General features: G+C 65.8%; 20 protein-coding genes. 5 read left to right on the top strand and 15 right to left on the bottom strand.

Annotated features, from left to right (window positions below; translation table 11 throughout):
• Positions 1-42: 42 nt before the first annotated feature.
• Positions 43-2,940 carry a valine--tRNA ligase gene (locus ACOYR4_RS17475; RefSeq protein WP_422847465.1) on the bottom strand — a complete coding sequence of 966 codons (2,898 nt, stop codon included), beginning with the start codon at positions 2,938-2,940 and terminating at the stop codon, positions 43-45.
• A 368-nt stretch (positions 2,941-3,308) separates the two neighbouring features.
• On the opposite strand from ACOYR4_RS17475, the gene ACOYR4_RS17470 reads away from it, so the two are divergent.
• Positions 3,309-5,168, top strand: coding sequence for a M48 family metallopeptidase (locus tag ACOYR4_RS17470; RefSeq protein WP_422847464.1), 1,860 nt, complete (start codon positions 3,309-3,311; stop codon positions 5,166-5,168).
• 434 nt (positions 5,169-5,602) lie between these two features.
• Here the strand turns inward: ACOYR4_RS17470 and ACOYR4_RS17465 are convergent, their stop codons facing one another.
• A complete protein-coding gene (locus tag ACOYR4_RS17465) occupies positions 5,603-6,226 on the bottom strand; it encodes a VOC family protein (protein WP_060985565.1) in 624 nt (207 codons plus the stop codon).
• 222 nt (positions 6,227-6,448) lie between these two features.
• Here ACOYR4_RS17465 and ACOYR4_RS17460 point away from each other — a divergent pair, with 222 nt between their 5' ends.
• Complete coding sequence (locus ACOYR4_RS17460) at positions 6,449-8,203, top strand: ABC-F family ATP-binding cassette domain-containing protein (protein ID WP_422847463.1); 1,755 nt, start codon at positions 6,449-6,451, stop codon at positions 8,201-8,203.
• Between the two features lie 93 nt (positions 8,204-8,296).
• Here ACOYR4_RS17460 and ACOYR4_RS17455 read toward each other — a convergent pair whose 3' ends face one another.
• From ACOYR4_RS17455 to hemC, 7 genes are all read right to left on the bottom strand, one after another.
• Entirely contained in the window at positions 8,297-8,872 is a 576-nt protein-coding gene (locus ACOYR4_RS17455) for a YceI family protein (RefSeq protein ID WP_422847462.1), read from the bottom strand.
• 87 nt (positions 8,873-8,959) lie between these two features.
• Positions 8,960-9,535: a YceI family protein gene (locus ACOYR4_RS17450; protein ID WP_422847461.1), complete on the bottom strand. Its 576-nt coding sequence runs from the start codon at positions 9,533-9,535 to the stop codon at positions 8,960-8,962.
• Between the two features lie 123 nt (positions 9,536-9,658).
• Entirely contained in the window at positions 9,659-10,231 is a 573-nt protein-coding gene (locus ACOYR4_RS17445) for a cytochrome b (protein ID WP_422847460.1), read from the bottom strand.
• A gap of 414 nt (positions 10,232-10,645) precedes the next feature.
• On the bottom strand, positions 10,646-11,923 hold the full coding sequence (locus ACOYR4_RS17440) for a heme biosynthesis protein HemY (protein WP_422847459.1): 1,278 nt from the start codon (positions 11,921-11,923) through the stop codon (positions 10,646-10,648).
• A gap of 4 nt (positions 11,924-11,927) precedes the next feature.
• The gene (locus ACOYR4_RS17435; protein WP_422847458.1) at positions 11,928-13,055 is read right to left on the bottom strand and encodes a uroporphyrinogen-III C-methyltransferase; all 1,128 of its coding nucleotides are present in this window, start codon (positions 13,053-13,055) and stop codon (positions 11,928-11,930) included.
• Entirely contained in the window at positions 13,052-13,879 is an 828-nt protein-coding gene (locus ACOYR4_RS17430) for a uroporphyrinogen-III synthase (protein WP_422847457.1), read from the bottom strand. Before ACOYR4_RS17430 ends, ACOYR4_RS17435 begins: the two co-directional genes overlap by 4 nt.
• Before the next feature lies 1 nt (position 13,880).
• The gene (gene hemC / locus ACOYR4_RS17425; protein ID WP_422847456.1) at positions 13,881-14,813 is read right to left on the bottom strand and encodes a hydroxymethylbilane synthase; all 933 of its coding nucleotides are present in this window, start codon (positions 14,811-14,813) and stop codon (positions 13,881-13,883) included.
• Positions 14,814-14,941: 128 nt separating this feature from the next.
• Here hemC and ppc point away from each other — a divergent pair, with 128 nt between their 5' ends.
• Entirely contained in the window at positions 14,942-17,731 is a 2,790-nt protein-coding gene (gene ppc, locus ACOYR4_RS17420; RefSeq protein ID WP_422847455.1) for a phosphoenolpyruvate carboxylase, read from the top strand.
• A 208-nt stretch (positions 17,732-17,939) separates the two neighbouring features.
• Here ppc and ACOYR4_RS17415 read toward each other — a convergent pair whose 3' ends face one another.
• Positions 17,940-18,233, bottom strand: a complete 294-nt coding sequence (locus ACOYR4_RS17415; RefSeq protein ID WP_108498094.1) for a DUF4148 domain-containing protein — start codon at positions 18,231-18,233, stop codon at positions 17,940-17,942.
• A 343-nt stretch (positions 18,234-18,576) separates the two neighbouring features.
• The gene (locus ACOYR4_RS17410; RefSeq protein WP_422847454.1) at positions 18,577-19,869 is read right to left on the bottom strand and encodes an AI-2E family transporter; all 1,293 of its coding nucleotides are present in this window, start codon (positions 19,867-19,869) and stop codon (positions 18,577-18,579) included.
• Positions 19,870-20,045: 176 nt separating this feature from the next.
• Between ACOYR4_RS17410 and ACOYR4_RS17405 the strand changes: the two genes are divergently transcribed.
• Both ACOYR4_RS17405 and ACOYR4_RS17400 read left to right on the top strand, forming a co-directional pair.
• On the top strand, positions 20,046-20,780 hold the full coding sequence (locus ACOYR4_RS17405) for a hypothetical protein (protein ID WP_043565609.1): 735 nt from the start codon (positions 20,046-20,048) through the stop codon (positions 20,778-20,780).
• Complete coding sequence (locus ACOYR4_RS17400; protein ID WP_422847453.1) at positions 20,777-21,358, top strand: FlgO family outer membrane protein; 582 nt, start codon at positions 20,777-20,779, stop codon at positions 21,356-21,358. Before ACOYR4_RS17405 ends, ACOYR4_RS17400 begins: the two co-directional genes overlap by 4 nt.
• A 165-nt stretch (positions 21,359-21,523) precedes the next feature.
• Here ACOYR4_RS17400 and flhC read toward each other — a convergent pair whose 3' ends face one another.
• The 4 genes from flhC to ACOYR4_RS17380 all read right to left on the bottom strand — a co-directional run bounded on the left by flhC (position 21,524) and on the right by ACOYR4_RS17380 (position 24,704).
• Positions 21,524-22,084 (bottom strand): flagellar transcriptional regulator FlhC, encoded by a 561-nt coding sequence (gene flhC / locus ACOYR4_RS17395; RefSeq protein WP_291446635.1) that lies wholly within the window; start codon positions 22,082-22,084, stop codon positions 21,524-21,526.
• A gap of 47 nt (positions 22,085-22,131) precedes the next feature.
• Positions 22,132-22,458 carry a flagellar transcriptional regulator FlhD gene (flhD, locus tag ACOYR4_RS17390; protein ID WP_015015270.1) on the bottom strand — a complete coding sequence of 109 codons (327 nt, stop codon included), beginning with the start codon at positions 22,456-22,458 and terminating at the stop codon, positions 22,132-22,134.
• Between the two features lie 327 nt (positions 22,459-22,785).
• The gene (locus tag ACOYR4_RS17385; protein WP_015015269.1) at positions 22,786-23,691 is read right to left on the bottom strand and encodes a sulfurtransferase; all 906 of its coding nucleotides are present in this window, start codon (positions 23,689-23,691) and stop codon (positions 22,786-22,788) included.
• Positions 23,692-23,792: 101 nt separating this feature from the next.
• Positions 23,793-24,704, bottom strand: coding sequence for a DMT family transporter (locus ACOYR4_RS17380; RefSeq protein WP_015015268.1), 912 nt, complete (start codon positions 24,702-24,704; stop codon positions 23,793-23,795).
• Positions 24,705-24,759 lie beyond the last annotated feature (55 nt).

Here is a 24,759-nt window from a genome sequence, read left to right as displayed (position 1 = left end):
CCCGCGCAGGGCGGGCCGCCATGGCGCAGTATGGCCCGGGTTTTAGCCCAGCCGTGTCAGCTGATCGCGCAATCTGCCCAGCGTGGCGCCGAAGTCGGCAATGCGCTTTTTCTCCTGCTCGATCACCGCCGCAGGCGCCTTGGCCACAAAGGCTTCGTTGGACAGCTTGTTGTTGGCCTTGGTGATCTCGCCGTCGATGCGGGCGATTTCCTTGGACAGGCGGGCTTTCTCGGCCGCCACGTCGATCTCCATGTACAGGCACATGCGGGCGTCGCCCACCACGGCCACGGGCGCAGCCTGGGCGGCGGCGGCCCAAGCGGCCTCGTCGTCAAACACCTTGACCTCGCTGAGCTTGGCCAGCGCCTGCAGCACCGGGCCCACGCCACGCATGAACTCGGTGTCGCCCACCACGTACAGGGGCAGGCGGGTGGAGGGAGACACGTTCATCTCGCCGCGCAGCGCGCGGCACGCGTCCACGAGACCCTTCACGCGGCCCATGTGGGCAATCGCAGCTTCGTCGATCTTGGCCGGTTGGGCTTCGGGATAGCGCGCGATGCTGACCGATTCGCCCGGGATGCCCGCCACGGGCGCCACCACCTGCCACAGGGCTTCGGTGATGAACGGGATGATGGGGTGGGCCAGGCGCAGGATGGCTTCGAGCGTGCGGATCAGCGTGCGGCGCGTGGCGCGCTGCTGGGCGTCGGTGCCGTTCTGGATCTGCACCTTGGCGATTTCCAGGTACCAGTCGCAGTACTCGTTCCAGACAAAGTCGTAGATCGTGTTGGCCACGTTGTCCAGGCGGTACTCTTCAAAGCCCTTGGCGACTTCGGCCTCGGTCTTTTGCAGCAGCGAGGTGATCCAGCGGTCGGCCTGGCTGAACTGCATGTAGCCGTGGGCGCTGCCGCCGGGCTGGCATTCTTCCTTGGTGTGCTCTTTCAGGCCGCAGTCCTGGCCTTCGCAGTTCATTAGCACGAAGCGGCTGGCGTTCCAGAGCTTGTTGCAGAAGTTGCGGTAGCCCTCGCAGCGCTTGCTGTCGAAGTTGATGCTGCGGCCCAGCGATGCCAGCGCGGCAAAGGTAAAGCGCAGCGCATCGGCGCCATAGGCCGGAATGCCTTCGGGGAATTCCTTTTGCGTATTCTTGCGCACGGTGGGCGCGGTCTCGGGCTTGCGCAGGCCGGTGGTTCGCTTGTCAAGCAGCGGTTCCAGCGCAATGCCGTCGATCAGGTCCACGGGGTCGAGCACGTTGCCCTCGGACTTGCTCATCTTCTTGCCCTGCGCGTCGCGCACCAGGCCGTGGATGTACACGTGCTTGAACGGCACGCGGCCCGTGAAGTGCGTGGTCATCATGATCATCCGGGCGACCCAGAAGAAGATGATGTCGTAGCCCGTGACCAGCACGGTGCTGGGCAGGTACAGGTTGAAGTCGTCGGTTTCGGCGGTGCCTTGGTTCGGCCAGCCCATGGTGCTGAAGGGCACGAGGGCGGACGAGTACCAGGTGTCCAGCACGTCCTCGTCGCGGCGCAGCTTTTTACCCGGGGCCTTGGCCTGCGCCTCGGCTTCGGTGCGGGCGACGATCACGTTGCCGTCTTCGTCGTACCACGCCGGGATCTGGTGGCCCCACCACAGCTGGCGGCTGATGCACCAGTCCTGGATGTTGTTCATCCACTGGTTGTAGGTGTTCACCCAGTTTTCGGGCACGAACTTCACATCACCGCTGGCTACGGCATCAATGGCCTTTTGCGCAATGCTCTTGCCGGTGGGGTCCTGGTCGGACACCTTGCTCATGGCGACGAACCACTGGTCGGTCAGCATGGGCTCGATCACCTGGCCGGTGCGGGTGCAGATGGGCACCATCAGCTTGTGCTTCTTCACCTCGACCAGCGCGCCGATGGCTTCCAGGTCGGCCACCACGGCCTTGCGGGCCACGAAGCGGTCCATGCCCTGGTACTTGGCGGGCGCGTTCTCGTTGATGGTGGCCTGCAGCGTCAGCACCACGATCATGGGCAGCTTGTGGCGCTGGCCCACGGCGTAGTCGTTTTGGTCGTGCGCGGGGGTGACCTTGACCACGCCCGTGCCGAATTCCTTGTCCACGTACTCGTCGGCGATCACCGGGATCTGGCGGTCGCACAGCGGCAGGTTGACCATCTTGCCGATGAGGTGCGTGTAGCGCGCGTCCTCCGGGTGCACCATTAGCGCCACGTCACCCAGCATGGTCTCGGGGCGGGTGGTGGCCACCGTCAGGCTGCCCGATCCATCGGCCAGCGGGTAGGCGATGTGCCACAGCGAGCCGTCTTTTTCTTCGCTCTCGACTTCCAGGTCGGACACGGCGGACTGCAGCTTGGGGTCCCAGTTCACCAGGCGCTTGCCGCGGTAGATCAGGCCTTGTTCGTACAGCTTCACGAAAGTGTCGGTCACCACGGCGCTGAGCTTGTCGTCCATGGTGAAGTATTCGCGGCTCCAGTCCACGCTGTCGCCCATGCGGCGCATCTGCGTGGTGATGGTGTTGCCGGACTTTTCCTTCCACTCCCACACCTTGCTCACAAAGTTCTTGCGCGCCTCGGGCGGGGTGGGGCCCATGTCATAGCGGCTGATGCCTTGCTCTTGCAACTGGCGCTCCACCACGATCTGCGTGGCGATGCCTGCGTGGTCGGTGCCCGGCACCCAGACGGTATTGAAGCCCTTCATGCGGTGGTAGCGCGTGAGGCTGTCCATGATCGTCTGGTTGAACGCATGGCCCATGTGCAGCGTGCCCGTCACGTTGGGCGGGGGCAGCTGGATGGAGAAGGCGGGCTCGCCCGCCTGGGGCTGGCCCGTGCCACGGTGGCCTGCGGTGCCATACCCGCGCTTTTCCCATTCGGGGCCCCAGTGGGCTTCCAGTGCAGCGGGTTCAAACGACTTGGACAGGCTTTCGAGGCCGGGTTGTGGTTGGGGCGTGCTCATGGGTCTGGCAGTGGGGTGTGGCAGTGGGGGCCGTGGGGCGGAGCGGCCGCAGGGAGCGCTCCGACGAACAAGAGGGTGAACCGCACATTTTAAGGGACCGCCACCCCGGCGCTGGCCCCGCGGGGGCTTGGGCCGTTTGGCAATCGCGCGCCGTCTGTCGGCCGATTCTTTCCAATGGTTACCTTGAGCCTGGGTGCGCGGGTGAATGCGTCCTGATAATCCCGCCCGGCGGAGTGGGAAGGGCGCGGCAACGTGAACCAGGCTTCGCCTACGGATCACGATTTACAACAAGGACCGGTGCGGTGGCTTGCGGGGGGCGTTCAGCCTTCCGGTGCCACGGTGCCGGGCCGTCACAACCATCCGAACCTATGACGTTTCAATCTGCCTGGCGCCTGGGCCTGGTCAAGGTCTTTGCCTATGCGCTGCTGGCGCTGTTTCTGGTGCCTGCGGTCACCTACGTGTTCACCCGCCATGTCCAGACCGACCAGGACACCCGTTTTGTGGCCGGCATCAGCCAGCGCATCGATGCCGAAAAGGGCCTGCCCGCCGACGAGAAGCAGGCGCGCAAGGACTATTACCGCAGCAACCCGCCGTCCACCATTTGCAGCAATGCAGACCCCGAGGCCCGCGAATACCGCGAGGCGCTGTGCGACACCTTCTCCGATGTCTGGCAGTTCCACATGGCGCGCAAGCTGTCGCTGTGGACGCTGGTGGCCAGCGCGGCGCTGCTGCTGGCGGTGCTGGGGCTGGGGGCGCTGGCGTTTGCCGACCGCACGCTGCAGTACGCGAGCTTTGTGGCGGGCTGGCGCCTGACGTCCTGGGCCAGCGCCACGGCGCTGGTGGTGCAAGGGACGATGGCGGTGTGGCTGTCGTTCTGGGTCACTGCGTTTTTCTTCCACAAGTACTCGCCGAAGCTGGTGCTGTTTGTAGGCTTTGCCGTGGGGGCCGGGGTGCTGGTGGCCGTGGCGGGCATCTTCAAGCGGGTGCAGTCCAGCAACCAGGTGGTGGGCGAGCTGGTGGGCGAGGCCGATGCGCCGCTGCTGTGGCAGCGCATTCGCCACCTCGCGCAGCGCCTGAAGACCGAGCCGCCCCGGCACATCGTGGCTGGCATCGATGCCAACTTCTTTGTGACCGAGGCCCCGATCACAGTGGGCCAGCAAACCCTCACGGGCCGCACGCTGTTTGTGAGCCTGCCGCTGCTGCGCATCCTGGACCAGACCGAGGCCGACGCCGTGCTGGGCCATGAGTTGGCCCACCTGCGCGGGGGCGACACTCGACGTAGCGCACAGCTGGGGCCCAAGCTGGTGCAGTTTGACCACTACCGCCACGCCATCCGCACCGGCGGGCTGTCGGCCATGGCGTCGCCGCTGCTGGACCTGTACCGCACCATCTTCGAAATCGCCCTGGCCAGCGACAGCCGCGAGCGCGAGTTCAAGGCCGACCGCCTGGCGGCCAAGCTGGTGAGCCCGGCGGCGATTGCACAGTCGCTGGTCAAGATTGCCGCCTACGCCCAGTACCGCTACCGCATCGAGGACGAACTGTTCGGCCGCAACGAGCGGCACGACAACAGCACGCTGGGCATTGCGAGTTTTGTGGCCCAGGGCTTGGCGCCGTACGCGGCATCGCCCGACTTTGTGGATGCGATGAAGACGGCCAATGTGCCGCATCCCTTCGACTCACACCCCGCCATGCCCGAGCGCCTGCGCAACGTGGGTATGGCCCTGAAAGAGCGCGACTACGGCGCGATTGCCGTGCGTGCGCCCGCCACCACCTGGGTGCAGGAGATATTGACCGCCGACGCCATCGAACAGCGGCTGTGGAGCGCTTACGAACAGCAGTTTGCGCAGGACCACGAGCGCAGCCTGGCCTACCGCTACGAGCCCGCCAACGAGCAGGAGCGAGCCCTGGTGTTGCAGTACTTTCCGCCCGTGGTGTTTGCCCTCAAGGGCGACGCGACGGTGGAGGTGAGCATCGACGGCATCCGCACCTCGGCCGATGAGACCACGGTGTTCTGGGACGCCATCAAGGGTCTGGAATTCAAGGAAAGCAGCTTTGGCAACGCGCTGATCGTGACACACCCCGAGAAGAACGCCCTGGGCCTGGGCGCCAAGACCAGCAAGATCAAGCTGCCCGGCCTCAAGAAGGACAAGGACCAGTTCAACGCCGTGGTCAGCCACTACTGGCAGCGCCACCAGATCATGCGGGCGCAGCAACAGGCAGCGGCATGATTGCTATCTTTTGTATAGCTGCTCGGGCAATGAGATGTAGCGCTTCAGCGCTATAAGAACCTGTTCAAGATCTTTAAGGGGATCGTATTGGAGTGCAACCGGGATGAGTGGATGCTTCGGATGCGCCGCATCGGCTCGTGCCCATGCAAGCAGCCGGGGCGTCCAATCGCCCGATTTCACTCCAACCCTTCGGGCAAGTGCCTTGCCGGGCGGTCTGCGGCGTTGCGGCGCTTGCGGATAGCCGGGCTATCCACTGCGCACCGCGCCTTGCGTCCCATCCCGGCAAGGTACTTGTGCGACCCCGAAAAGATCTTGAACAGGTTCTAAGGCCCAAAACCCTATCGCAAAGCGGTGGGAGAGCCGTTTGACGGGGCTGCGCACCCCATCCAGCGCAGCCAGCCCCGTGGACTGTGGAGGCCTGGGGGCAGGTTGGCTTACTTGCGCACAAACTCCGGCCGGTCGTTCTGTTGGGGCTTGAGCGGCGCATCCACCTTGCCTTCGGCGCGTTCCTTGCGCCATTGCTCCTTGCGCGCCGTCCACTCGCGCAGGCGGGCGTGGGCCACAGTGCTGTCTTTTTCCATTTGCTCGTCGTTGGCCAGCTGGGCCGACAGCTCCAGGCGGATGCCGTTGGGGTCGAAGAAATAGATGCTCTTAAAGATGTGGTGGTCCGTCACGCCCAGCACTTCCACGCCGTGCGCTTCCAGGCGGCGCTTGGTGTTCTCCAGCTCCTGCACGGTGTTCACGCGGAACGCAATGTGGTTGACCCACAGGGGGGTGTTGGGCGAGGGCTCGGCCTTCACGTCGTCGCCCAGGTCGAAGAAGGCGATGAACGAGCCGTCCTGCAGGCGAAAGAAGAAATGGGTGTAGGGGCAGTACTCGCCGGTGCTAGGCACATAGTCGCTCTGGATGATGTGGTACAGCGGCAGGCCCAGGATGTCTTCATAGAACTGGCGCGTTTCCTCGGCGTCGCGGGCCTTGTAGGCGTAGTGGTGCAACTGCTGGATGGGGGCGGGTGCCGGCAGGCTGGCCAGGTCGGTCGGGTTCAGAACGGCGTTCATGCAGAGTCTCCTCAAATCGGTGAACGCAATTCTACTATTCGTAATTGATTTACGTTAAGTTAATTTTCGTCTATCCGCCGGTGGATTACACTGCGCATCCCATTGGTTATTTCCGCCGTCGCGGAGGCCCGACTCCCATGCGCCTGTAAGCCCCTCCCAAGCAGTTCCCCCTGATCGCCCGCACCGGGCGGGGGGTTGTGTGTCTTGTACGGAGCGCAGGCTATGCCGACATCCAAGCGAGGGGCTGGGGCCCCTGGCAACCGCCGTGTTGCCGATTCTTTTACTTCTCCATCGTTTCCTTCTTCGTCCGCGGCACCTCTGCATACCGATGCGGCAGGCTCCCCTACGGGACCGCTGCATCTGAAGTTTCAGGATGTCCGCTGGCATCTGCCGGATGGTCAGGCGCTGTGGGACCGCCCGCTGAACGTGGCCGTGGGCCCTGGCCTGACCGGTGTGGTGGGCGCCAATGGCAGCGGCAAAAGTGTTTTTCTGCGGTTGGCGATGGGGCTCTGCCAACCCCATGGCGGGAGCGTTTGGCGTTGCGAAGCCACCTTTGCCGTGGCGCAGGATGTCCCGGCAGAGCCCGGCTCGACCGTGGCCGATCTCGCAGGCCTGGGACCGGTGTTGCAGGCACTGGCGCGGCTGGATGCAGGGCTTGGCACTGCCGATGACCTGGTGCTTGCCGAAGGCCGTTGGGACTTGCCGGCGCGCTGGACGCGGGCGTTGTCGGCCCTGGGCCTGGCGGGCTTGTCGCCAGGGCATGCGGCGCACCAGCTCAGCGGCGGCGAGCGCATGCGCGTGGCGCTGGCCGGGGCCTTTTTGTCCGGCGCCGACTTGCTGCTGCTGGACGAGCCCACCAACCACCTCGACCGCCCGGCCCGGCGATGGCTCCTGGAGGCCTTGGCAGAGTGGGGTGGTGGCGCATTGGTGGCCAGCCACGACCGGGAGCTGCTGGCCGACGTGGGCAGCATCCTGGAGCTGTCACCCGCTGGGCTGCAGCGCTACGGCGGAAACTGGGCCCTGTACCAGGAACAGCGCGCTGCCGAAGCCGCAGCGGCCCGCGCTGCACTGGAGCACGCCCGCACCGAGCGCAGCCGGGGTTTGCGGTTGCTGCAGCGTGAGCACGACGCTCAGTTGCGCCGCGCGGCCCGGGGGCGCGAGGAGGGGCGCACCGCCAACCAGGCGTCTGTGCTGCTGGACCGGAAGAAGAACAATGCCCAAGCCCATGCGGGCCGCGAACATGAACGCCAGCAACAGGAGCGCCAGCGGTTAAACAACGCGGTACGCGAAGCGGCCGCCCGCGTGCCGCCGCAGGTCTTGCCCACGCTGGTGTTGCCACAGAGCAGGGTGCCAGCGGGCAAGCTGGTGCTCGCGTTCGAGGACGTGCAGGTGCCCCACGCGCCACCGGGCCAGCCACGGCTGGACGGCACCTGGAGCGGTCCCCTGCGCATTGCCATCACAGGGCCCAACGGTTGTGGCAAAAGCAGCCTGCTGCGGTTGATCGCTTCGCCCGATGAACCGGCGGCTGGCAGTGTGCGTCGCCCCGTGCGTGCGGCCTGGCTGGACCAGCACCATGCGGCGCTGCGGTCTTCACAGCACGGGGTGCTGCACCACCTGCAATCGCTCCACACGCCGCTGCCGGAGGCCGTCTTGCGCACGCATCTGGCGCAGCTGGGGCTGGGGGCCGACCGGGTGCAGCGTCCCGCCTGCGCGCTCAGTGGCGGTGAGCGCATGAAAGCTGCGCTGGCCTGCGCGCTGTGGTCGGGCGAGCCCGCGCAGATGCTGCTGCTCGACGAGCCCACCAACCATCTGGATGTGGAGGCCACGCAGGCGTTGCAGTCCGCGTTGTTGGCCTTTACTGGCGCGGTGATTGTGGTGTCACACGACTTGGCGTTCCTGCAGGCCGTGCGCCCTGACAGGGTGTGGGCCTGGCGCCCTACCGGTTGGGATCTGGATGCATCCCTCGGCGATGTCTGAGCGCGCATGAAAAAGCCGCCCGCTGCGCTATGGCAGGGGCGGCTGTGCAGCGCCATGCCGCCCTGGGGCGGCCGCTGTGTTGCTGCGTGTTGTTTACTGCTTCACGGCTTCGATCTGCACCACCAGGCGCACGTTCTTGGGGAAGCCCCATTCCACGCCGTAGTTCATGCCCCACTGGGTGCGGTCGATGGTGGCTTCAAAGTCGCCGCCGCACACTTCGCGCTTGAGCATGGGGCTGTCGTAGCAGTTGAACTGGTTGGCCTTCAGGGTCAGGGGGCCGGTCTTGCCCAGCAGCGTGAGCTGGCCTTCCACGCTGGCGACCTTGTCGCCGTTGAAGACGAACTTGCTGGAGACAAACTTCATCGTGGGGTGCTTGGCCGCGTCGAACAGGTCGGCGCTTTGCAGGTGCTTGTCAAACGCAGGGGTGCCCGTGTTCACCGAGGTCACGTCGAACGTGATCTCGGCCTTGCCCGACTTGCCGGCCTTGTCGAACTGGACGGTGCCTTCCTTCTTGTCGAAGCGGCCACGGTTCACGGCAGCGCCAAAGTGGCTGATTTCGAACGAGGCGAAGGTGTGCGTCGGGTCGATGGCGTAGTTGGCCGATTGGGCTTGGGCAGCACCGGCGAACAGGGTGGCAGCGGCGGCCAGGGCGAAGAGGGACTTGCGCATGGAAACTCCTGATGGGTCAAAAAGGAAAGGACAAAGGGAAAGGGGAGGCCGCTAGCAGCGGCGGCCAAATGCAGAAGGGCGCAGCGCTCAGAGCTTGCCGATGCCGGTCAGCGCGAGCTTGAACTTGACCTGTACGTCGTCGGCCACCATGGAGGTGTCGGCCCACTCGTTTTCACCGATCTTGAAGGCCAGCCGCTTGATGGGCAGCGCGCCTGTGGCGGTGGTGGTGGTGCCGTTCTGGGTCAGCGTTACGGGCACCACCACGTTCTGGCTGTTGCCCTTGATGGTGAGCGCGCCCGCCACTTCAAACTTGCCGCCGCCCAGGGCCTTGATGCTGGACGACACGAACTGGGCTTGCGGGAACTTGGGCACGTTGAACCAAGCGGGCTTTGGCAGCTCCGCATCGGTCTCGCGCGAGCCCAGCGTGGCGCTGCCGGTGTCCACCGTGAAGGCGATCTTGCTAGTGGCCAGCTTCGCGGGGTCAAACGCGACCTGTGCGCTGAACTTCTTGAACTGGCCTTCGAGCGGCACACCCATCTGGCGGGCGGTGAACTGCACCTCGCTTTGTACGGGCACCAGTTGCTGCTGGGCCAGGGCGGCCTGCGCGCCAGCGGCGAGCGCAGCGCCGATCACGATGCGGGACAGGGTAGTGGACAGTTGCATGCAGAAACTCCGTTCAAATCTCAAAAGGTGAAAGCGGCGGCCGGGGCGCGGATGGGTGCGTGGCCTTTGGGCTGGCAAGGCGCCCGCCTGGCGGGGCGGCGGCGCATGAAGGGCGGAAGCGGGTTATTTCCCCGGCAGCATGCGGTGCAGCAGCCCGTCTCGGTCCACCAGATGGTGCTTGAGCGCGGCGGCGATGTGCAGCACGGCCAGCGCAGCCAGTGCAAACGCGGTGTACTGGTGCCAGGGCTTGATGGCCTCGGCCAGGTCCTTGCTCACCGGCACAAAGTCGGGCAGCTGCCACAGGCCCAGGAACACAATGGGGAACCCCGCCGCCGAGCTGTAGGCCCAGCCAATCAGGGGCACGGCAAAGAACAGCAGGTACAGCAAATGGTGGGTGCCGTGGTGCGCCAGCTTTTGCCAGCCGGGCATGGTCTTCTCAACCGCCTTGGGCAGCGCCGGGGGGCGGTGCGTGACGCGCCACAGCAGGCGCAGCGCCGACAGCACCAGGATCGTCACGCCGGCCCATTTGTGCCAGTTGTAGAGCTTGAGCCGCTGGGGCGAAAAAGGCAGGTCGGCCATGTAGACGCCGACGCCAAACAGCGCGATCAGCGCCAGGCCCAGCACCCAGTGCAACAGCATGGCCGTGCGCGTGTAGCGGCGGGGGGTGTCGAAGGTCGTGGTGGCAGTGGCTGTCATCAGCGAATCAAAAAAGGGCGTGTGAAAAAGAGAGGGAGCGCGGGCTGCGAAGGCCATCCCGTGGGGTACCGCCACAGTGGGCCGATGGGGCAGTGTAGGAAGCGCCGGCGACGATCGGCTTCAAGCAGATTGATGCTTCAGTTCAAATTTATTGAACCGATAGGCCTTGAGCGCTCAAAGTTCCCCAATGCTGTGCAAATTTTGTAGCGCAGCGATGGGGCACGTTGGCCCTGCACCGGGGTGGAGCCTGCAGCGCACGCGCTGGTGCACGCGCACGGCCGGTGAAGGCAAGGGGCGGCGGTTGAAAAAGCACAGCGGTGAAGGCCGCTGTGCAGGTGCGGAAGGCGCTACAGCGCCCTTGCGGTGCCTGCCTGAGTAATGCCTCGGTAATGCCTCGGTAAGGGGCTTGTCGGCTTATCGGGCCAGCGCAGCCTGCTTCCAGGCGCTGGCAGCGGCGGTGTCGTCGTCGCGCTGCTCGGCCAGCTCGGCTAGGTGGCGCCAGGCGCTGGCACGCAACTGGGGGTCGCTGAGCTGCTGCGTTGCCTGTGTCAGCAACTGCTGGGCCTTGCCCCACAGCTGGCGCTTGAGGCACGCCATGCCCGCCAGGTACTGCAGGCGCGCGTCGCGCGGGTTGGCTTGTTGGGCCGATTCGATGCGGGCCAGCCAGGGGGCGTCGAGCGCATCCAGCCCCGCCTCCAGTGCGCGCACCAGCTTGAGGGCGTGTTGCTCGGCCAGGGCATCGGGCAGCTCGACCATGCGGTCCCACACGGGCAGCAGCCAGGCCCGCACCTGCGTGGCATCACCGCCCAGGGCCGCCAGCCGCTGGGCGGCGTGGATGGCCAGTTCGGGCATGTTGCGCTCGCTGGTTTCCAGCGACAGCCAGATCTGCTGCAGCTGGGCCGTGTCGTGCGCGCTGTTGATGAGTTCGGTGGCCAGGCCGCGCACGATGCTCTGCGCCGCATTGGGCGAGAACGCACGGTGTTTGCCCAGCAGGCGTGCGGTGTCCAGCGCCTCTTGTGTCTGGCGTGCCAGCCGGGTGGCCTTGAGCTTGATGCGCAGCGCCAGCGTGCGGCGGGCTGCGCCCTGGGGCAGGGCAGCCAGGCGGTCGAGCGCAGCAGGGGCATCGCGGTCGTCCAGCGACCAGCGGGCCGCGCGCATCTGGGCGCCTTCGTGCATTTCCTGCTCGTTGATGGAGCCGCGCATGGGGGCTTCCTGCAGTGCGTCCTGCAAGTGGCTTTCGCGCGTGGCGCGGTCTTGCAGCGCGTGGGACGCCTCTGCCGCAATCATGTGGGCCAGCGCGCGCAGCTGCTTGCCGTGGGGCACGGCCTCGCCGCTGGCCTCCAGGGCGTGTTCTTGCGACAGTGCCGCCACAGCGGCCTTGCGCGAGCGGATGAACCGGCCGCCCAGCATGTGGGTCAGCGCGTCGAGCAGCGCGCCATGCATGGCACGCTCTTTTTGTTGAACGCGCCAGCGGCGTGCCTGGTGCGGCAGTTCCAGCAGTGCCGCCAGGGCCCGCAGCGCCGCGTACACGGTGACGAAGCCGCCGACCAGCAGCAGCACCACCATGTTGAGCGACAGATCGATGCGGTAGGGCGGCCAGTACAGGGTGACCGTCCCCTGGTTGTTGCCCGCAAACAGCGCGGCCGCCACCGCCACCCCGAACAAGCCCAGAAGCCAAAGTGCTGCGCGCATGGTGTCAACGTCCGGCAGCGGCGGTGGCCAGGGCCGACAGGGTTTCGTCCAGGCGCGGCAGCTCGGCCGCCTTCATGCTGGCCTGGGCCTGCTGCAGGGTCGAAGCCACGTTCTGCGTGCGGCGCGATGCGGGGTCGAAATATTTGTTGAGCGCTGCGGTGGCTGCGGCCAGGTCCGAACGGGCGGACTCGAACTGCCGGGCCAGGATGCCCAGGCGCGCGTTGAGCAGCTTGAACTTGAGGTTTTCGCGCAGGAAGAAGGTCTGCTCGGGGGCCAACAAGATGGCCTCGGGCTGGTCGATACGGCTCACGCGCACCAGGCTGCGGGCCTCGTCGCGCACCACCTCCCAGCTGCGCTGCAGGGCCGCCTGCCACCACGCCAGGCCCTCGGTGGGGGCGGGGGCGCTGCCGGGCATTGCGGGGCCGGTAGACAGCCGCTTGGTCGAAGCGGCCTGGGCCACGGCATTCAGCACGGGCAAATCGTCCACCTGGCGCACCAGCTCGTCCAGGCGGGCGAGCAGGCCGGCGGTGTCGGTCACGGTGGCGCGGGTCAGGCGGTCCAGGTCGCGGCCGATGGCGCGTTGCACAGGGGCCAGGCGGGGTTGGGCGGAGCGCTCGATGCGCTGGTTGGCGCTTTTGAGGGCGGCCACCAGGGGCTCCAGGCTGCCGGTCAGCTGGGCCTGCTGTTGCGCCAGACGGATGGCCGACTCAATGTCCACCACCAGGTTTTCATCGCGCGAGCGCGACAGGCTCTGCATGAGTTCTTCGAGTTGGCTGCGCTGCAGGGCGACTTCGCTCACGCGGGCCTCTGCCACCGAAAGACGTGCGGCCGTGTCGCGCACTAGCTCTTCGGCCTGGCGGGCCATGGTGCGGGCCTCTATGGCCAGCGCGCCCGAGTCGGCGGACTGCCGGGCCAGTTGTTCCTGGATGGCGCTGAGCTTTTGCCACAGCAGGCCGCTGCTGACCAGTGCAGCCACCGCCACGGTGCCCAGCAGCAAGGTCATGGCGCCGCTCCGGCCGGCGGCGGGGGCTGCTGCCGAGGGGGCCGGGCTCACTGCCGGCGCGCCCACGGCGGCAGCCACAGGGGCTGGAGGGGGCGTGGAGGGCAGATCGTCAGGGGGCGCAGAACTCATGCGGCCGATTCTATCGAGGCCACCACGTCTTCCAGCGCCGGACGGCATTCCCGCACGGTGCCAAAGCCCGCTGCGCGGGCTGCTTCGGCGATGCGCGGGTGGGTGGCCAGCGCATGGGCAGCGCCCCAGTGCTGGCCCGGCAGGGCCTCGGCCAGGTGGGCCACCGCCTCCGAACTGCTCAGCAGCCAGACGGAGCCATCTTGGGCTGCCTGTTGCGCCAGCGCCACCTCTTGCGCCGTGAAGCGGGGGGCGCCGCGTTGGTAGGCCACCACAAACTCCACCTGACCACCCCGCGCCTCGATCTGCTGGGCCAGCCACTCGCGGCCGTTGCCCTGGGGCGATTCGTGTGCGCCCTGGGGTGTGGCGGAGCGGCCGCGCACGATCAGCACGCGGTCGCCGGGCTGCACCTGGGGGCCCACCTGCTGCCACAGTGCCTCCGAGTCGAACTGGGGTGCGTCGGGCGCAGGTCCGTCGATGGCGCTGCGCGGTACGCCAGCCTGCTCCAGCGCGCGGGCTGTGCCCGGGCCGGGTGCCCATGCTCTTGTTTTTATAGCTGCCAGGCCATGAATATCTAGCGCTACAGGGCGTTTTTGCTCAAAAAAGTGCACCACGGCATTGCCACTCACAAACATCAGGGCACGGTAGGTGCCGATGTTGGCGCGGGCCGCGTCCAGCGCCTGCTGCATGGCGGTGTCCGTGCAGGGGCCAATCGCAATCAGGGGCAGCGCCACAGCCTGTATGCCGTGTGCGCCCAGTTGCGCCACCCAGTGCGTCGCTTCGCGGGCAGGGCGTGTGACGATGACCCGGGGCGCTGAGGTGCCCATCTCAGGCCGGGGTGATGCCGCGCGCACCCCCAGCACGCAGGCGCTGCGCAATCGCGTCGCCCAGGGCTTCTGCCTGCGCTAGCGTGGTGACCGGGGCGGAGGCCTGGGCGCGCACCAGCGGGGCTTTGTCCTCGGGGTCGCCCCAGGCAGCGTCCAGCTGCAGCACGCCCTCGGTGAAGGTGCCGTGCGCTGCCAGGGGCATCGAGCAGCTGCCGCCCATGGCGCGGCTCACAGCGCGTTCGGCGGCCACGGTCAGCCAGGTGGTCTGGTGCGCCAGCGGCGCCAGCGCGTCAATCAGGTCTTGCCGGTCGCTGCGCACCTCGATGCCCAGCGCGCCCTGGCCTGCAGCGGGCAGCATCGCATTGGGTTCGAAGGTGGTGCGGATCCGGGCTTCCAGCCCCAGGCGCTTCAGGCCCGCGGCGGCCAGCACGATCGCGTCGTACTGGCCTTCATCCAGCTTGCGAAGGCGGGTGTCGAGGTTGCCGCGCAAGGGCTCGATCTTCAGGTCGGGCCGCAGGGCCTGCAGCAGCACCTGGCGGCGCAGGCTCGATGTGCCCACCACGGCACCCTGCGGCAGCGCGTCCAGGTTCTCATAGCGGGGGGAGACAAAGGCATCGCGCGGGTCTTCACGCTCCATCACGCAGGCCAGGGCAAAGCCCTCGGGCAGCTCCATGGGCACGTCCTTGAGCGAATGGACGGCAATGTGGGCACGCCCTTCTTCCAGTGCCACTTCCAGCTCTTTCACAAACAGGCCCTTGCCACCCACCTTGCTGAGGGACTTGTCCAGAATCTGGTCGCCCTTGGTGGTCATGCCCAGCAATTGCACGCTGTGGCCCCGGGCTTCGAGCAGCGCTTTGACATGCTCGGCCTGCCACAGTGCAAGGCGACTTTCGCGCGTGGCGATGACGATGGGGGGCGTTGGCGAGGGGCTCAAGTTCGTAACCTGTTTGTAATTATTCAGCGGCGCAGGATGCTAGCATGCGCCCGCACTGGGGCTGGTGCGGCCTGCGGCCATGCGGGCTCCACGCGCCAGGCCATCCCACCCATCCCGGAGACTCCCGCATGAAACGATCCGACAAGGACCAGCCCCTGATTGACGACATCCGCCTGCTGGGCCGCATTCTGGGAGACGTGATCCGTGAACAGGAGGGGGTGGAGGCCTACGAGCTGGTCGAGCAGGTGCGCAAGCTCTCGGTGGCCTTCCGCCGCGACGCCGACCAGGAGGCCGACCGCGCGCTCAAGAAGCTGCTCAAGTCGCTGTCGGGCGACCAGACGGTGAGCGTGATCCGCGCCTTCACCTACTTCAGCCACCTGGCCAACCTGGCCGAAGACCGCCACCATATCCGCCGCCGCGCCGTGCACGAGCGTGCGGGCGACACGCAAGAGGGCAGCATCGAGGTCGCCCTGTCGCGCCTGCGCTGGGCCGGCATTGCACCCAAGACCATTTCGCAAACGCTGGCCGGTAGCTATGTGGCGCCCGTGCTGACCGCCCACCCTACCGAAGTGCAGCGCAAGAGCATTCTGGACGCCGAGCGCGACATTGCCCAGTTGCTCGCCACGCGCGACGACATCCAGGTGCGCGCCCAGCTCTACAACAGCGCCAAGGACGCGCTCACCCCCCGCGAGCTGGCCGCCAACGAAGCCCTGCTGCGTGCCCGCGTGGCCCAGCTGTGGCAAACGCGCCTGCTGCGCTACAGCAAACTCACCGTGGCCGACGAGATCGAGAACGCGCTGTCGTATTACGAAGCGACCTTCCTGCGCGAGATCCCCAAGATCTACGCTGACCTGGAGAGCGAACTCGGCCAGTACCCCGTGCACAGCTTCTTGCGCATGGGCCAGTGGATTGGTGGGGATCGTGACGGCAACCCCAATGTGACGGCGCAAACCCTGCAATACGCCCTGAGCCGCCAGGCCGAAGTGGCTCTGCGCCACTACCTGACCGAGGTGCACTACCTGGGCGGCGAGCTGTCGCTGTCCGCCCGCCTGGTGCAGGTGTCGGCCGAGATGGAGGCCCTGGCCCAGCGCTCGCCCGACACCAACGAACACCGCGTGGACGAGCCCTATCGCCGCGCGCTCACTGGCATCTATGCGCGCCTGGCCGCATCGCTGAAAGACCTGACCGGTGGCGAAGCCGCGCGCCATGCTGTAGCGCCACAAAACGCCTACGCCAGCGCCGAAGAGTTCCTGGCCGACCTGCGCGTGATCGAAGCGTCACTGAAGTCCCACCACGGCGAAGCGCTGGCCGCAGAGCGCCTGCACCCGCTGATCCGCGCCGTGCAGGTGTTTGGCTTTCACCTGGCCACGGTGGACTTGCGCCAGAGCTCCGACAAACACGAAGAAGTGGTGGCCGAGCTGCTGGCCAAGGCGCGCATCGAACCCAACTACGCCAGCCTGCAAGAAGCCGCCAAGCGCGCCCTGTTGATCAAGCTGCTGAACGACGCGCGCCCGCTGCGCGTGGTAGGCGCCGAGTATTCCGCGCACGCCCAGGGCGAGCTGGCCATCTTTGAAACCGCCCGTGTGATGCGCGAGCGCTTCGGGCATGAGGCGATTCGCCACTACATCATCAGCCACACCGAGACGGTGAGCGACCTGCTGGAGGTGCTGCTGCTGCAAAAGGAAGTGGGGCTGATGAACGGGACCTTGGACGCCGAGTCCAAGAACCACCTCATCGTGGTGCCGCTGTTCGAAACGATTGAAGACCTGCGCAACGCCGCGCCCATCATGCGCGAGTTCTATGCGCTGCCCGGCGTGGCAGCACTGGTCCAGCGCAGCGGTGGCGAGCAGGACATCATGCTGGGCTACAGCGACAGCAACAAGGACGGTGGCATCTTCACCAGCAACTGGGAGCTGTACCGCGCCGAGATCGCCCTCGTCGAACTCTTCGACGAACTCGCCACCAGCCATGGCATCCAGCTGCGCATGTTCCATGGCCGGGGCGGCACCGTGGGCCGTGGCGGTGGCCCCAGCTACCAGGCCATTCTGGCGCAGCCGCCCGGCACCGTGCGCGGCCAGATCCGTCTGACCGAGCAGGGCGAGGTCATTGCCTCGAAATATGCCAACCCCGAGATCGGCCGGCGCAATTTGGAAACGCTTGTTGCCGCCACGCTCGAAGCCACCCTGCTGCAGCCCACCAAGCCCGCCACCAAGGCGTTTTTGGATGCTGCCGCGCAGCTCTCGCTGGCCAGCATGGGCAGCTACCGTGCGCTGGTGTACGAGACCCCGGGCTTTACCGACTACTTCTTCAACTCCACGCCCATCCGCGAGATCGCAGAACTCAACATCGGCTCGCGCCCTGCATCGCGCAAGGCCAGCCAGAAGATCGAAGACCTGCGCGCCATTCCCTGGGGCTTCAGCTGGGGCCAATGCCGCCTCACGCTGCCCGGCTGGTTTGGTTTTGGCTCGGCGGTGGAAGCCTTCATCAACACCGAAGGCAAGGACCCCAAGGCCCAACTGGCGCTGCTGCAGAAGATGTACCGCCAGTGGCCGTTCTTCCGCACCCTGCTGTCCAACATGGACATGGTGCTGGCCAAGAGCGACCTGGCCCTGGCCTCGCGCTACAGCGAACTCGTCACCGACGCCCGCCTGCGCAAAAAGGTGTTCACCAGCATCGAGGCCGAGTGGCACCGCACGGCCGATGCGCTCACCCGCATCACGGGCGACAAGCAGCGCCTGACGCACAACACGGCGCTGGCGCGGTCCATCAAGCACCGCTTCCCTTACATCGATCCCCTGCACCATTTGCAGGTCGAGCTGGTGCGCCGCTGGCGTGCAGGGCAGGGCGACGAGCGGGTGCAGACCGGGATTCACATCTCCATCAACGGTATTGCGGCGGGGCTGCGCAATACGGGCTGATCGAACCGCAAAGCAGTCCAGTCTTCGCCTCTGGACCTGCCGCCTGCGCGGCGCGAACCCATAACAAAAAGGGCTCCCCATGGGAGCCCCGTTTGTTTGGCCAGTGCGGGAGCGTGTGTTGAAAACACCTCCCATGGCAGCAGCACCCGCACCGCGCGAAGTGCCACCACCATGGGAAGTCCCGCAACTGCGTCAATCGGTCATGCGATTACATCGCGCTGAATTCGCCCGAAGGGATCTGGCCGGTGCGAACCGCTTCAGCAGCTTGGGCACGCACGGCAGCGCGGTCGGCGGTGGACTTGTAGGTCACCACACGCGAGCCAGCAGGCTCGATGCTGCGTGTTTGTGCCACGGTAGCGGCTTCGGCAGCCACTTCAGCGCGGGTGCGGTTCGTGTCGAACTTCAGGGCAAATTGCGAGCCATCGGCTTCGTCAGCATGGGCGCCAAAGGCAGCGAAAGCGGCAACAGCAGCGACGGAGAGGAAACGAGCGGTCTTGTTCATGATGAAAATCCTTGAAAGTTAAAAAGCGTCTCAAAAAAACCGGGTCAAAAACCATTCCTGAACCGGGTTCGGTGAGTCGCCTTGCGGGTTCGGCTCATCGATGGGATGAACTGTACGCCGATGGTGTTTAGAGAAAAACCACCCAGTCGCGAACTAACTGTTCCAGTATTGGAAACAATCACCAAGAACGGGGGGAGGGCTTTGATGCGCCCTGATGTCCAGCAATGTTTGGCGCTGCATCTCTGGGGCAAAGCCAGAGGCTGCTCTTGCAGCAGGCGCAAAGACACTCGCCGCGCGAGCCTCAGAGACGGCATGCGTGGCAGCTGCCGCGTCGCTTGTGGACTCAGTCGCCCAGCAATTCGCCCACGGCCTTCAGGTCTTCCACCCGGTCGCACACGGCCTTCACGGCCATCATCACCGGGATGCCCAGCAGCAGGCCCCACAGGCCCCACAGCCAGCCCCAGGCCAGGACGCTGATGAACACGGCCACGGGGCTCATGCTGCTGGTGCGGCTGGTCAGCCATGGCGTGAGCAGGTTGCCGATCAGCGTGTGGATGACCAGCGAGGCACCGCCAATGGCCATGGCCATGTCGAGCGTGCCGAACTGCAAGAACGCCACCAGGGCCGAGGCCCCTGTGACCAGCGCCGAGCCGATGTACGGCGCGAGGTTGAGCACCGCGGCCACCACGCCCCACACGGCCGCGTTTTCCAGCCCCAGTGCCCAATAGGCCGCGCCAGTGGCCAGGCCGACCAGCACGCTGGTGAACACCTGTAGCAGCAGATAACGCTGTATCTGCTGCGTAATGTCCTGCAGCACATGGATGGTGACCTTGCGCCGCTCCAGGCTGGTGCCTGCAATGCGCAGCAGCTTGTCGCGAAACAGGTTGCCCGAGGCGAGGGCAAAGTAGGTCAGAAACACCACCACCATCAGCTGCCCCAGGGCCGACATCAGGCCCATCGTGCCGCTCCATAGGTAGTCGCGGATGTTGAAAGGTGGGCGCTCCACGATCACCCGCTGCACGCCCCGGCGGGGCGCTGTGGTGGCGGTGCTGTTTTCGTTGGCGGCCTGCTCGATCTGGGTGGCCGCTTTCTGCACGGTGTCCAGCGGGCTGCTGCCGCCCGCGCGCGCCTTGAGGTTGTCACGCACCTTTTTGGCGGCAATGGGCACCGAGTCCACTAGTTGCGCCGCCCCGTCGCTGAGCGACCAGGCTGTGCTGGCCAGCCCGGCAACGATGGCCACCAGCAACACCCCCGCCCCCAGCGCCCGTGGCACATGCCACCGGGCCATCATCTCCACCGCAGGCCGCAGTGCAATCGTCAGCAGCAGGCTCAGCATGATCGGGATGAACACTGCACTGGCCCAGTGCAGCAGCGCCACGCTGGCAAACAGTGCCAGCAGGGCGAGCGAGAGGTTGCGCACGTCCACGGGCATGTGGAGCATGAGGGGTGCGTGAGGCGCTGGCGCCGAGACCGGAGGCGCAGGGACTGTGGGTGCGGCTGCTTGTGCGTCGGCAGCTGGAGTGTGGCTGGCATCTGCTGCGACCTGGCTGGTCACCGCTGGGTCGGAGCGGCCATCGTCAACGCCGGTTGTCGTTGGGCTGGTGGGGGCGGAAGGAGCGGCAGAGGGCACGGTCATGCGCGGATTGTGCGGCAGGCCGGGTACGGGCTTTGTAGGTGGCCATCCCATCGCCAGCGGCGTTGGCAAAGTGCGACGGAAAACGGGCTTTGTTCCCGCGATGGTGCTTTGCCGAGGCCATTAGGATGATGCGATGCAATTGGACGGCATCACAACATGACAAGGGGCGTGTGCGCATGAATCCTCAACACTCCCTTCGTGGGCGCGTGTTCGCGACGGCAGCACTGGCGGTGTTGCTGGGCGGATGCTCGTCGCTGGATGTTCCGCGTGCCGACAACTATCCGGCCACCGACCAGAAGAAAGCGCGCGCCGTGCACCACTGGGATGTGCTGGCCGACGACGTGGCGGGTCGCATCGCGGGCAAGATCAGTGCCTGGCCAGCCGGCGAGTACCCCATCTATCTGGCTCCGAGCCCTGGCGACACCAGTTTCAACAACGGCTTTCGCAAGCTGCTGATCACGCGTCTGCTGGATCGCGGCGTAGTGCTGTCCACGCAACCGACGGCAGTCACGCTCACATTCGAAACCCAGGTGGTCCAGCACAACGCCCGCGTGCAAACCTGGGGACCCATGCCGTGGACACGTCTGGCGCTGGGCGTGGGCGTGGCGCGAGACTGGTATCTGTTCCGCCAGGGCGCTGGCTCCATGCTGGCGGGTGTTGCCGCCCTTGGCGCGGTGACGGACCTCACGCAATACGCCATCGACGGATCTGCCGCAGGCGGGCCGACGCGCACAGAGGTGCTCATCACGACATCCCTCGAAAGTGGCGACCGCTACCTCGCGAGCACGGCAGATGTGTACTACGTCGAACCCGATGATTCGCCGCTGTACAAGACGCAGTTGCCACCGCCTCCACCACCACCGCCTCCCCCACCCACCCCCGTAAAAACCTGGCGGGTGGTTGCACCATGATGCGCCGTTTCCAACCCGGCAAGCTCAAGTCCATGTGGTGCCTGGGCATGGTCGCCGTGTCGGCCCTGGCGCTGCAGGGCTGCTCGACCAACCCGGTCCACAGCTACTACTACGGCAACAGTGCGGGCGGCATGTCGCGCACGGACCTGATTGAGGTCAACGAACGGGCGACAGATGCCTTGCTGCTCAGCGCGCCGCTGGACGCGAGCCAGCCGCTGCTGGTGGCCACCTTGGTGAATGTGGACCGGCTCAACGAGTCGTCGCGGCTGGGGCGCATCTTTTCGGAGCAGATTGCGGGGCGCATGGTGCAGCGCGGCCTGCGCGTGACGGAGGTGAAGCTGCGTGACAACCTGGTGCTGCACCGCGAGCAGGGCGAGTTGCTGCTGTCGCGCGAGGTGCGGGAGGTCAGCCAGGCGCAGAACGCACAGGCCGTGGTGGTGGGCACGTACGCAGTGTCGGCCTCGGTGGTGTACATCAGCCTCAAGCTGGTGAACCCGGTGGGCAACCAGGTGATTGCGGCACACAACTACGCGGTGCCTGCGGACGAGAACGTGCGGACCTTGCTGGCCGGGCGTTGATGGGAAACCGTTTGGTGTTCTGCCTTGCACCACATTCCATCGGCAGACAGCAGAAAGCAAAAAGGCCCCGAATAGGACCTTTTTGTTTGCTATTCAATTGATAGCTATCGCGGCAATATGCACTAGCGCATTGGGCGCTTTTGGCTCAAAAGATCATGCAAGGCATCAATGCAGCATCAGCGCGCCGGCGGTCTTGCTCTTGCCAGCACGGGCGGGAGGGTTGCACAGGCCGCAGGTGAAGTGGCGGTTCTCGTACAGCTCGGTCACGAACTGACCGCTGCACTGGCTGCACTTGGTGCGGGTCAGCATGCCGGCGTCCACAAATTTCACCAGGCGCCAGGCGCGGGTGAAGGACAGCAGGGGCTCGATCTCGGCCGTGGCGACTTGTTCGTTGTACAGACGATAAGCTTTGGTCAGCAGTTCCACCGAGTCCAGGTCCACGCCCTTGGACAGGTATTCGTAGATGTTCAGGAACAGCGAGCTGTGGATGTTCTCTTGCCACGTCAGGAACCAGTCGGTGGAAAAGGGCAACTGGCCTTTGGAGGGTGACTTGCCAGCGATCTCCTTGTACAGGCGGATCAGGCGTTCATACGACAGCGTGGTCTCGGACTCCAGCACCTGCATGCGGGCGCCCATCTGGATCAGCATGGCGGCGCGTTCGATCTGCTTGGATTCGTTCAGAACGCTCTTGGCAGGGGCTTTGGCGGCGGTGGTGGTGGTGGACATGGCGGGCTTTCGGTGAGAACGGGGCAACTACGCTGCGGGCAACTGCTTCAGAGCACTTCCGACACGCGGCTGGCCATCAGAATGTTGGCGTGCAGGGTGTTGGTGGCGTCGTTGCCCACCTTCTTGGCCGAGTGGTTGGTTAGCAAGCTCCACACCAGGTTGTCGTCCACACGGAAGCTGCAAAGTAGCGTGTTGCGGGAGGCCAGTTTCATCACTTGCGCTGCCGACAGCGAAGCGAGAATATCGGCAGACTCTTCGTTCATGCCCAGACGGAAAACTGCTTCGGCCTTGTCCTGACGGATCAGGGTTTGGGCCAGCATCAGGTAGGTGAGGTTGGCTTCGCGGATTTCAGCGAGGATTTGTTCGTTGGTCATGGCGGCTTCCTTTTTTCCAGTACCGGGTCTTGCGTTGCCTGCTGACTGCAGGTTTTGCGTGATCCGTTGAAATGGATTGTGAAACCGCCCCAATCAGAAATTAAGTCGGGGTTTGGCTGCGCCGCGTGTCTGGTTTCGCGGTGGGCTGTGTAGGAATTTGCCCTACATGCAGATCAGGCGTTGGCTGGCTTTCAAGAGGGGCGCATCTGCTGCGCTGGCAGGCACCGGTCTGCGAATTCTGCTCATGGTTTTGATAGCGCCTGCAAAACCATCTTTTTTGCGCTTTTGCAACCCGCGACGTCCGTTAGACGCCGCAACTGGGGCGTTTCAACCCTTTTCGACCGGGCGCGTGGGGTCTGAACACCATTCGCTCCAGCTGCCCGCGAACAGTGCGGTGTGCCCCAGGCCGGCAATCTCCATGGCCAGCAGATTGGGCACCGCGCTCACGCCGCTGCCGCACTGGTGCACCACGGTTGCAGGATTGCGGCCTGCCAGCAGGGCATCGAACTCTGCGCGCAGTGTGGCTGCGGGTTTGAAGCGGCCGTCGGCGCCGATGTTTTCGGCAAACGGCCGGTTGAGTGCGCCCGGAATGTGGCCGGCCACCGGGTCCAGCGGCTCCACCTCGCCCCGGTAGCGGGCACCGGCGCGGGCGTCGATCACGGTTTGGTCTGCGGGGCTCTGCAGGCGGGCCAGGACATCGCTGGCCGTGGCCAGCTGGCGCAAGGGCTCGTTCAGTGCAAAGTGGGACTGGAAGTGCGAAGGCTCTTCGCCGCTGTTGACTGCGCCCCCTGCGGCCTGCCAGGCCTGCAGCCCGCCGTCGAGCACGGCCACGGCGTCATGGCCCGCCCACTTGAGCATCCACCACAGGCGGCCGCAATAGTTGGCGCCCTGGCGGTCGTAGACCACGGCCTGCATGTTGTTGGCAAAACCCACGCTGGACAGCCACATGGCAAACCGTTCGCGGCTGGGCAGCGGGTGGCGGCCGCCCGATGCGGGCTGGTCGGCCTCCTGCGCCGTCACAGTGCCGGTGGCGCCGGGTGCGCCGTGCTTGGCGCTCAGGTCGTTGTCCAGGTTGGCATACACGGCGCCGGGGATATGGGCCTGCGCATATTGCTGCGCGCCGGCGGTCGGTTGCATGAGTTCGAAGCTGCAGTCAAACACCATCAGCGGCGCACCGCTGGCGATGAGGGCTTGCAGGTCGGGGGCGGAGATGAGCGTGGTGTAGGTGGTCATCGGCAGATCAGGTGCAAAGCAACCGGTAGGACTGGGAGGCCTCCATTGTGGCCATCCCGATCGGCTGTGTCCTCGCCAGCGCGCATGGGTTTTTGTATCGGTCAGTGTTCTTCGGCCGGTGCGCCGGGTGCGGCCCGGGCCCGCAAGATGGTGGCCACAATGCCGCTGCCCACGATGAGGACCATGCCGATCCAGCCGATGGGCGGAATCTTGTCGCCAAACAGGGCCACGCTGTAGATGCCCGCAAACACGATGCCTGAATACTGCAGGTTGGCCACCACCAGCGTGCCGCGCTGGGTCTTGGCGCTGGCATAGGCGCGCGTCATGCACAGCTGCCCGCCCGCAGCCAGCACGCCGATGGGCAGCAGCCACAGCGCTTGCCAGCCCGGCCAGTCCGACATGCCGGTGAACAACATGGCCACGCCGCCCGCGACTGCAGAGCCCACCGCAAAGTAGAAGACGGTGCGCGATTCAGGTTCGCCGAGGCGCGACAGCGCCACCACTTGCATGTAGGCAAAGGCGGCTGACAGGCCCGACATCAGACCGATCATCCCGGCAAAGGCCTGGTTCTGGTCCAGGCTGGGGCGCAGCATCAGCACCACGCCGACGAACCCGGTGAGCACCGTCAGCACCAGCGGGCCTTGCAGGGCGGGCCGGGGCGTGGCGGCAGAAGGCCGCCAGGCCAGCAGCGTGCCGCCGACCAGGAAGGCCGCGATCCACACGCTGCTCATGTAGTTGAGCGTCATGGCGGTGGCCAGCGGCAGGTGCGCAATGGCGTAGAACCACGCACCCAGCGACGCCACCCCCACGAGGCTGCGCCAGGCGTGCATGCCGGGGTACCGTGTGGCGAGCGTCACGTTTTGTGAGCGTGACAGCAGCCACAGGATGAACATGCCGATCAGCCCCCGGTAACACACCAGTTCCGCCGAGTTAAAGAAGTCCGAGGCGATCTTGACGCACACGCCCATGCTGGCAAAAAGGAACGCGGCCAACACCATCCAGAGGGCTTGCATCGGGTTGTGATCTCTTGAGGGGCGCCGTGGAGCGCACAAATGAAAATAGCTGCCA

This window comes from Acidovorax sp. M14 (genome assembly GCF_049331375.1).
Taxonomy (GTDB): Bacteria; Pseudomonadota; Gammaproteobacteria; order Burkholderiales; family Burkholderiaceae_C; genus Acidovorax.
The sequence above is the reverse complement of the archived record's forward strand: the minus strand, read 5'-3'. Positions and strand labels throughout refer to the sequence as shown.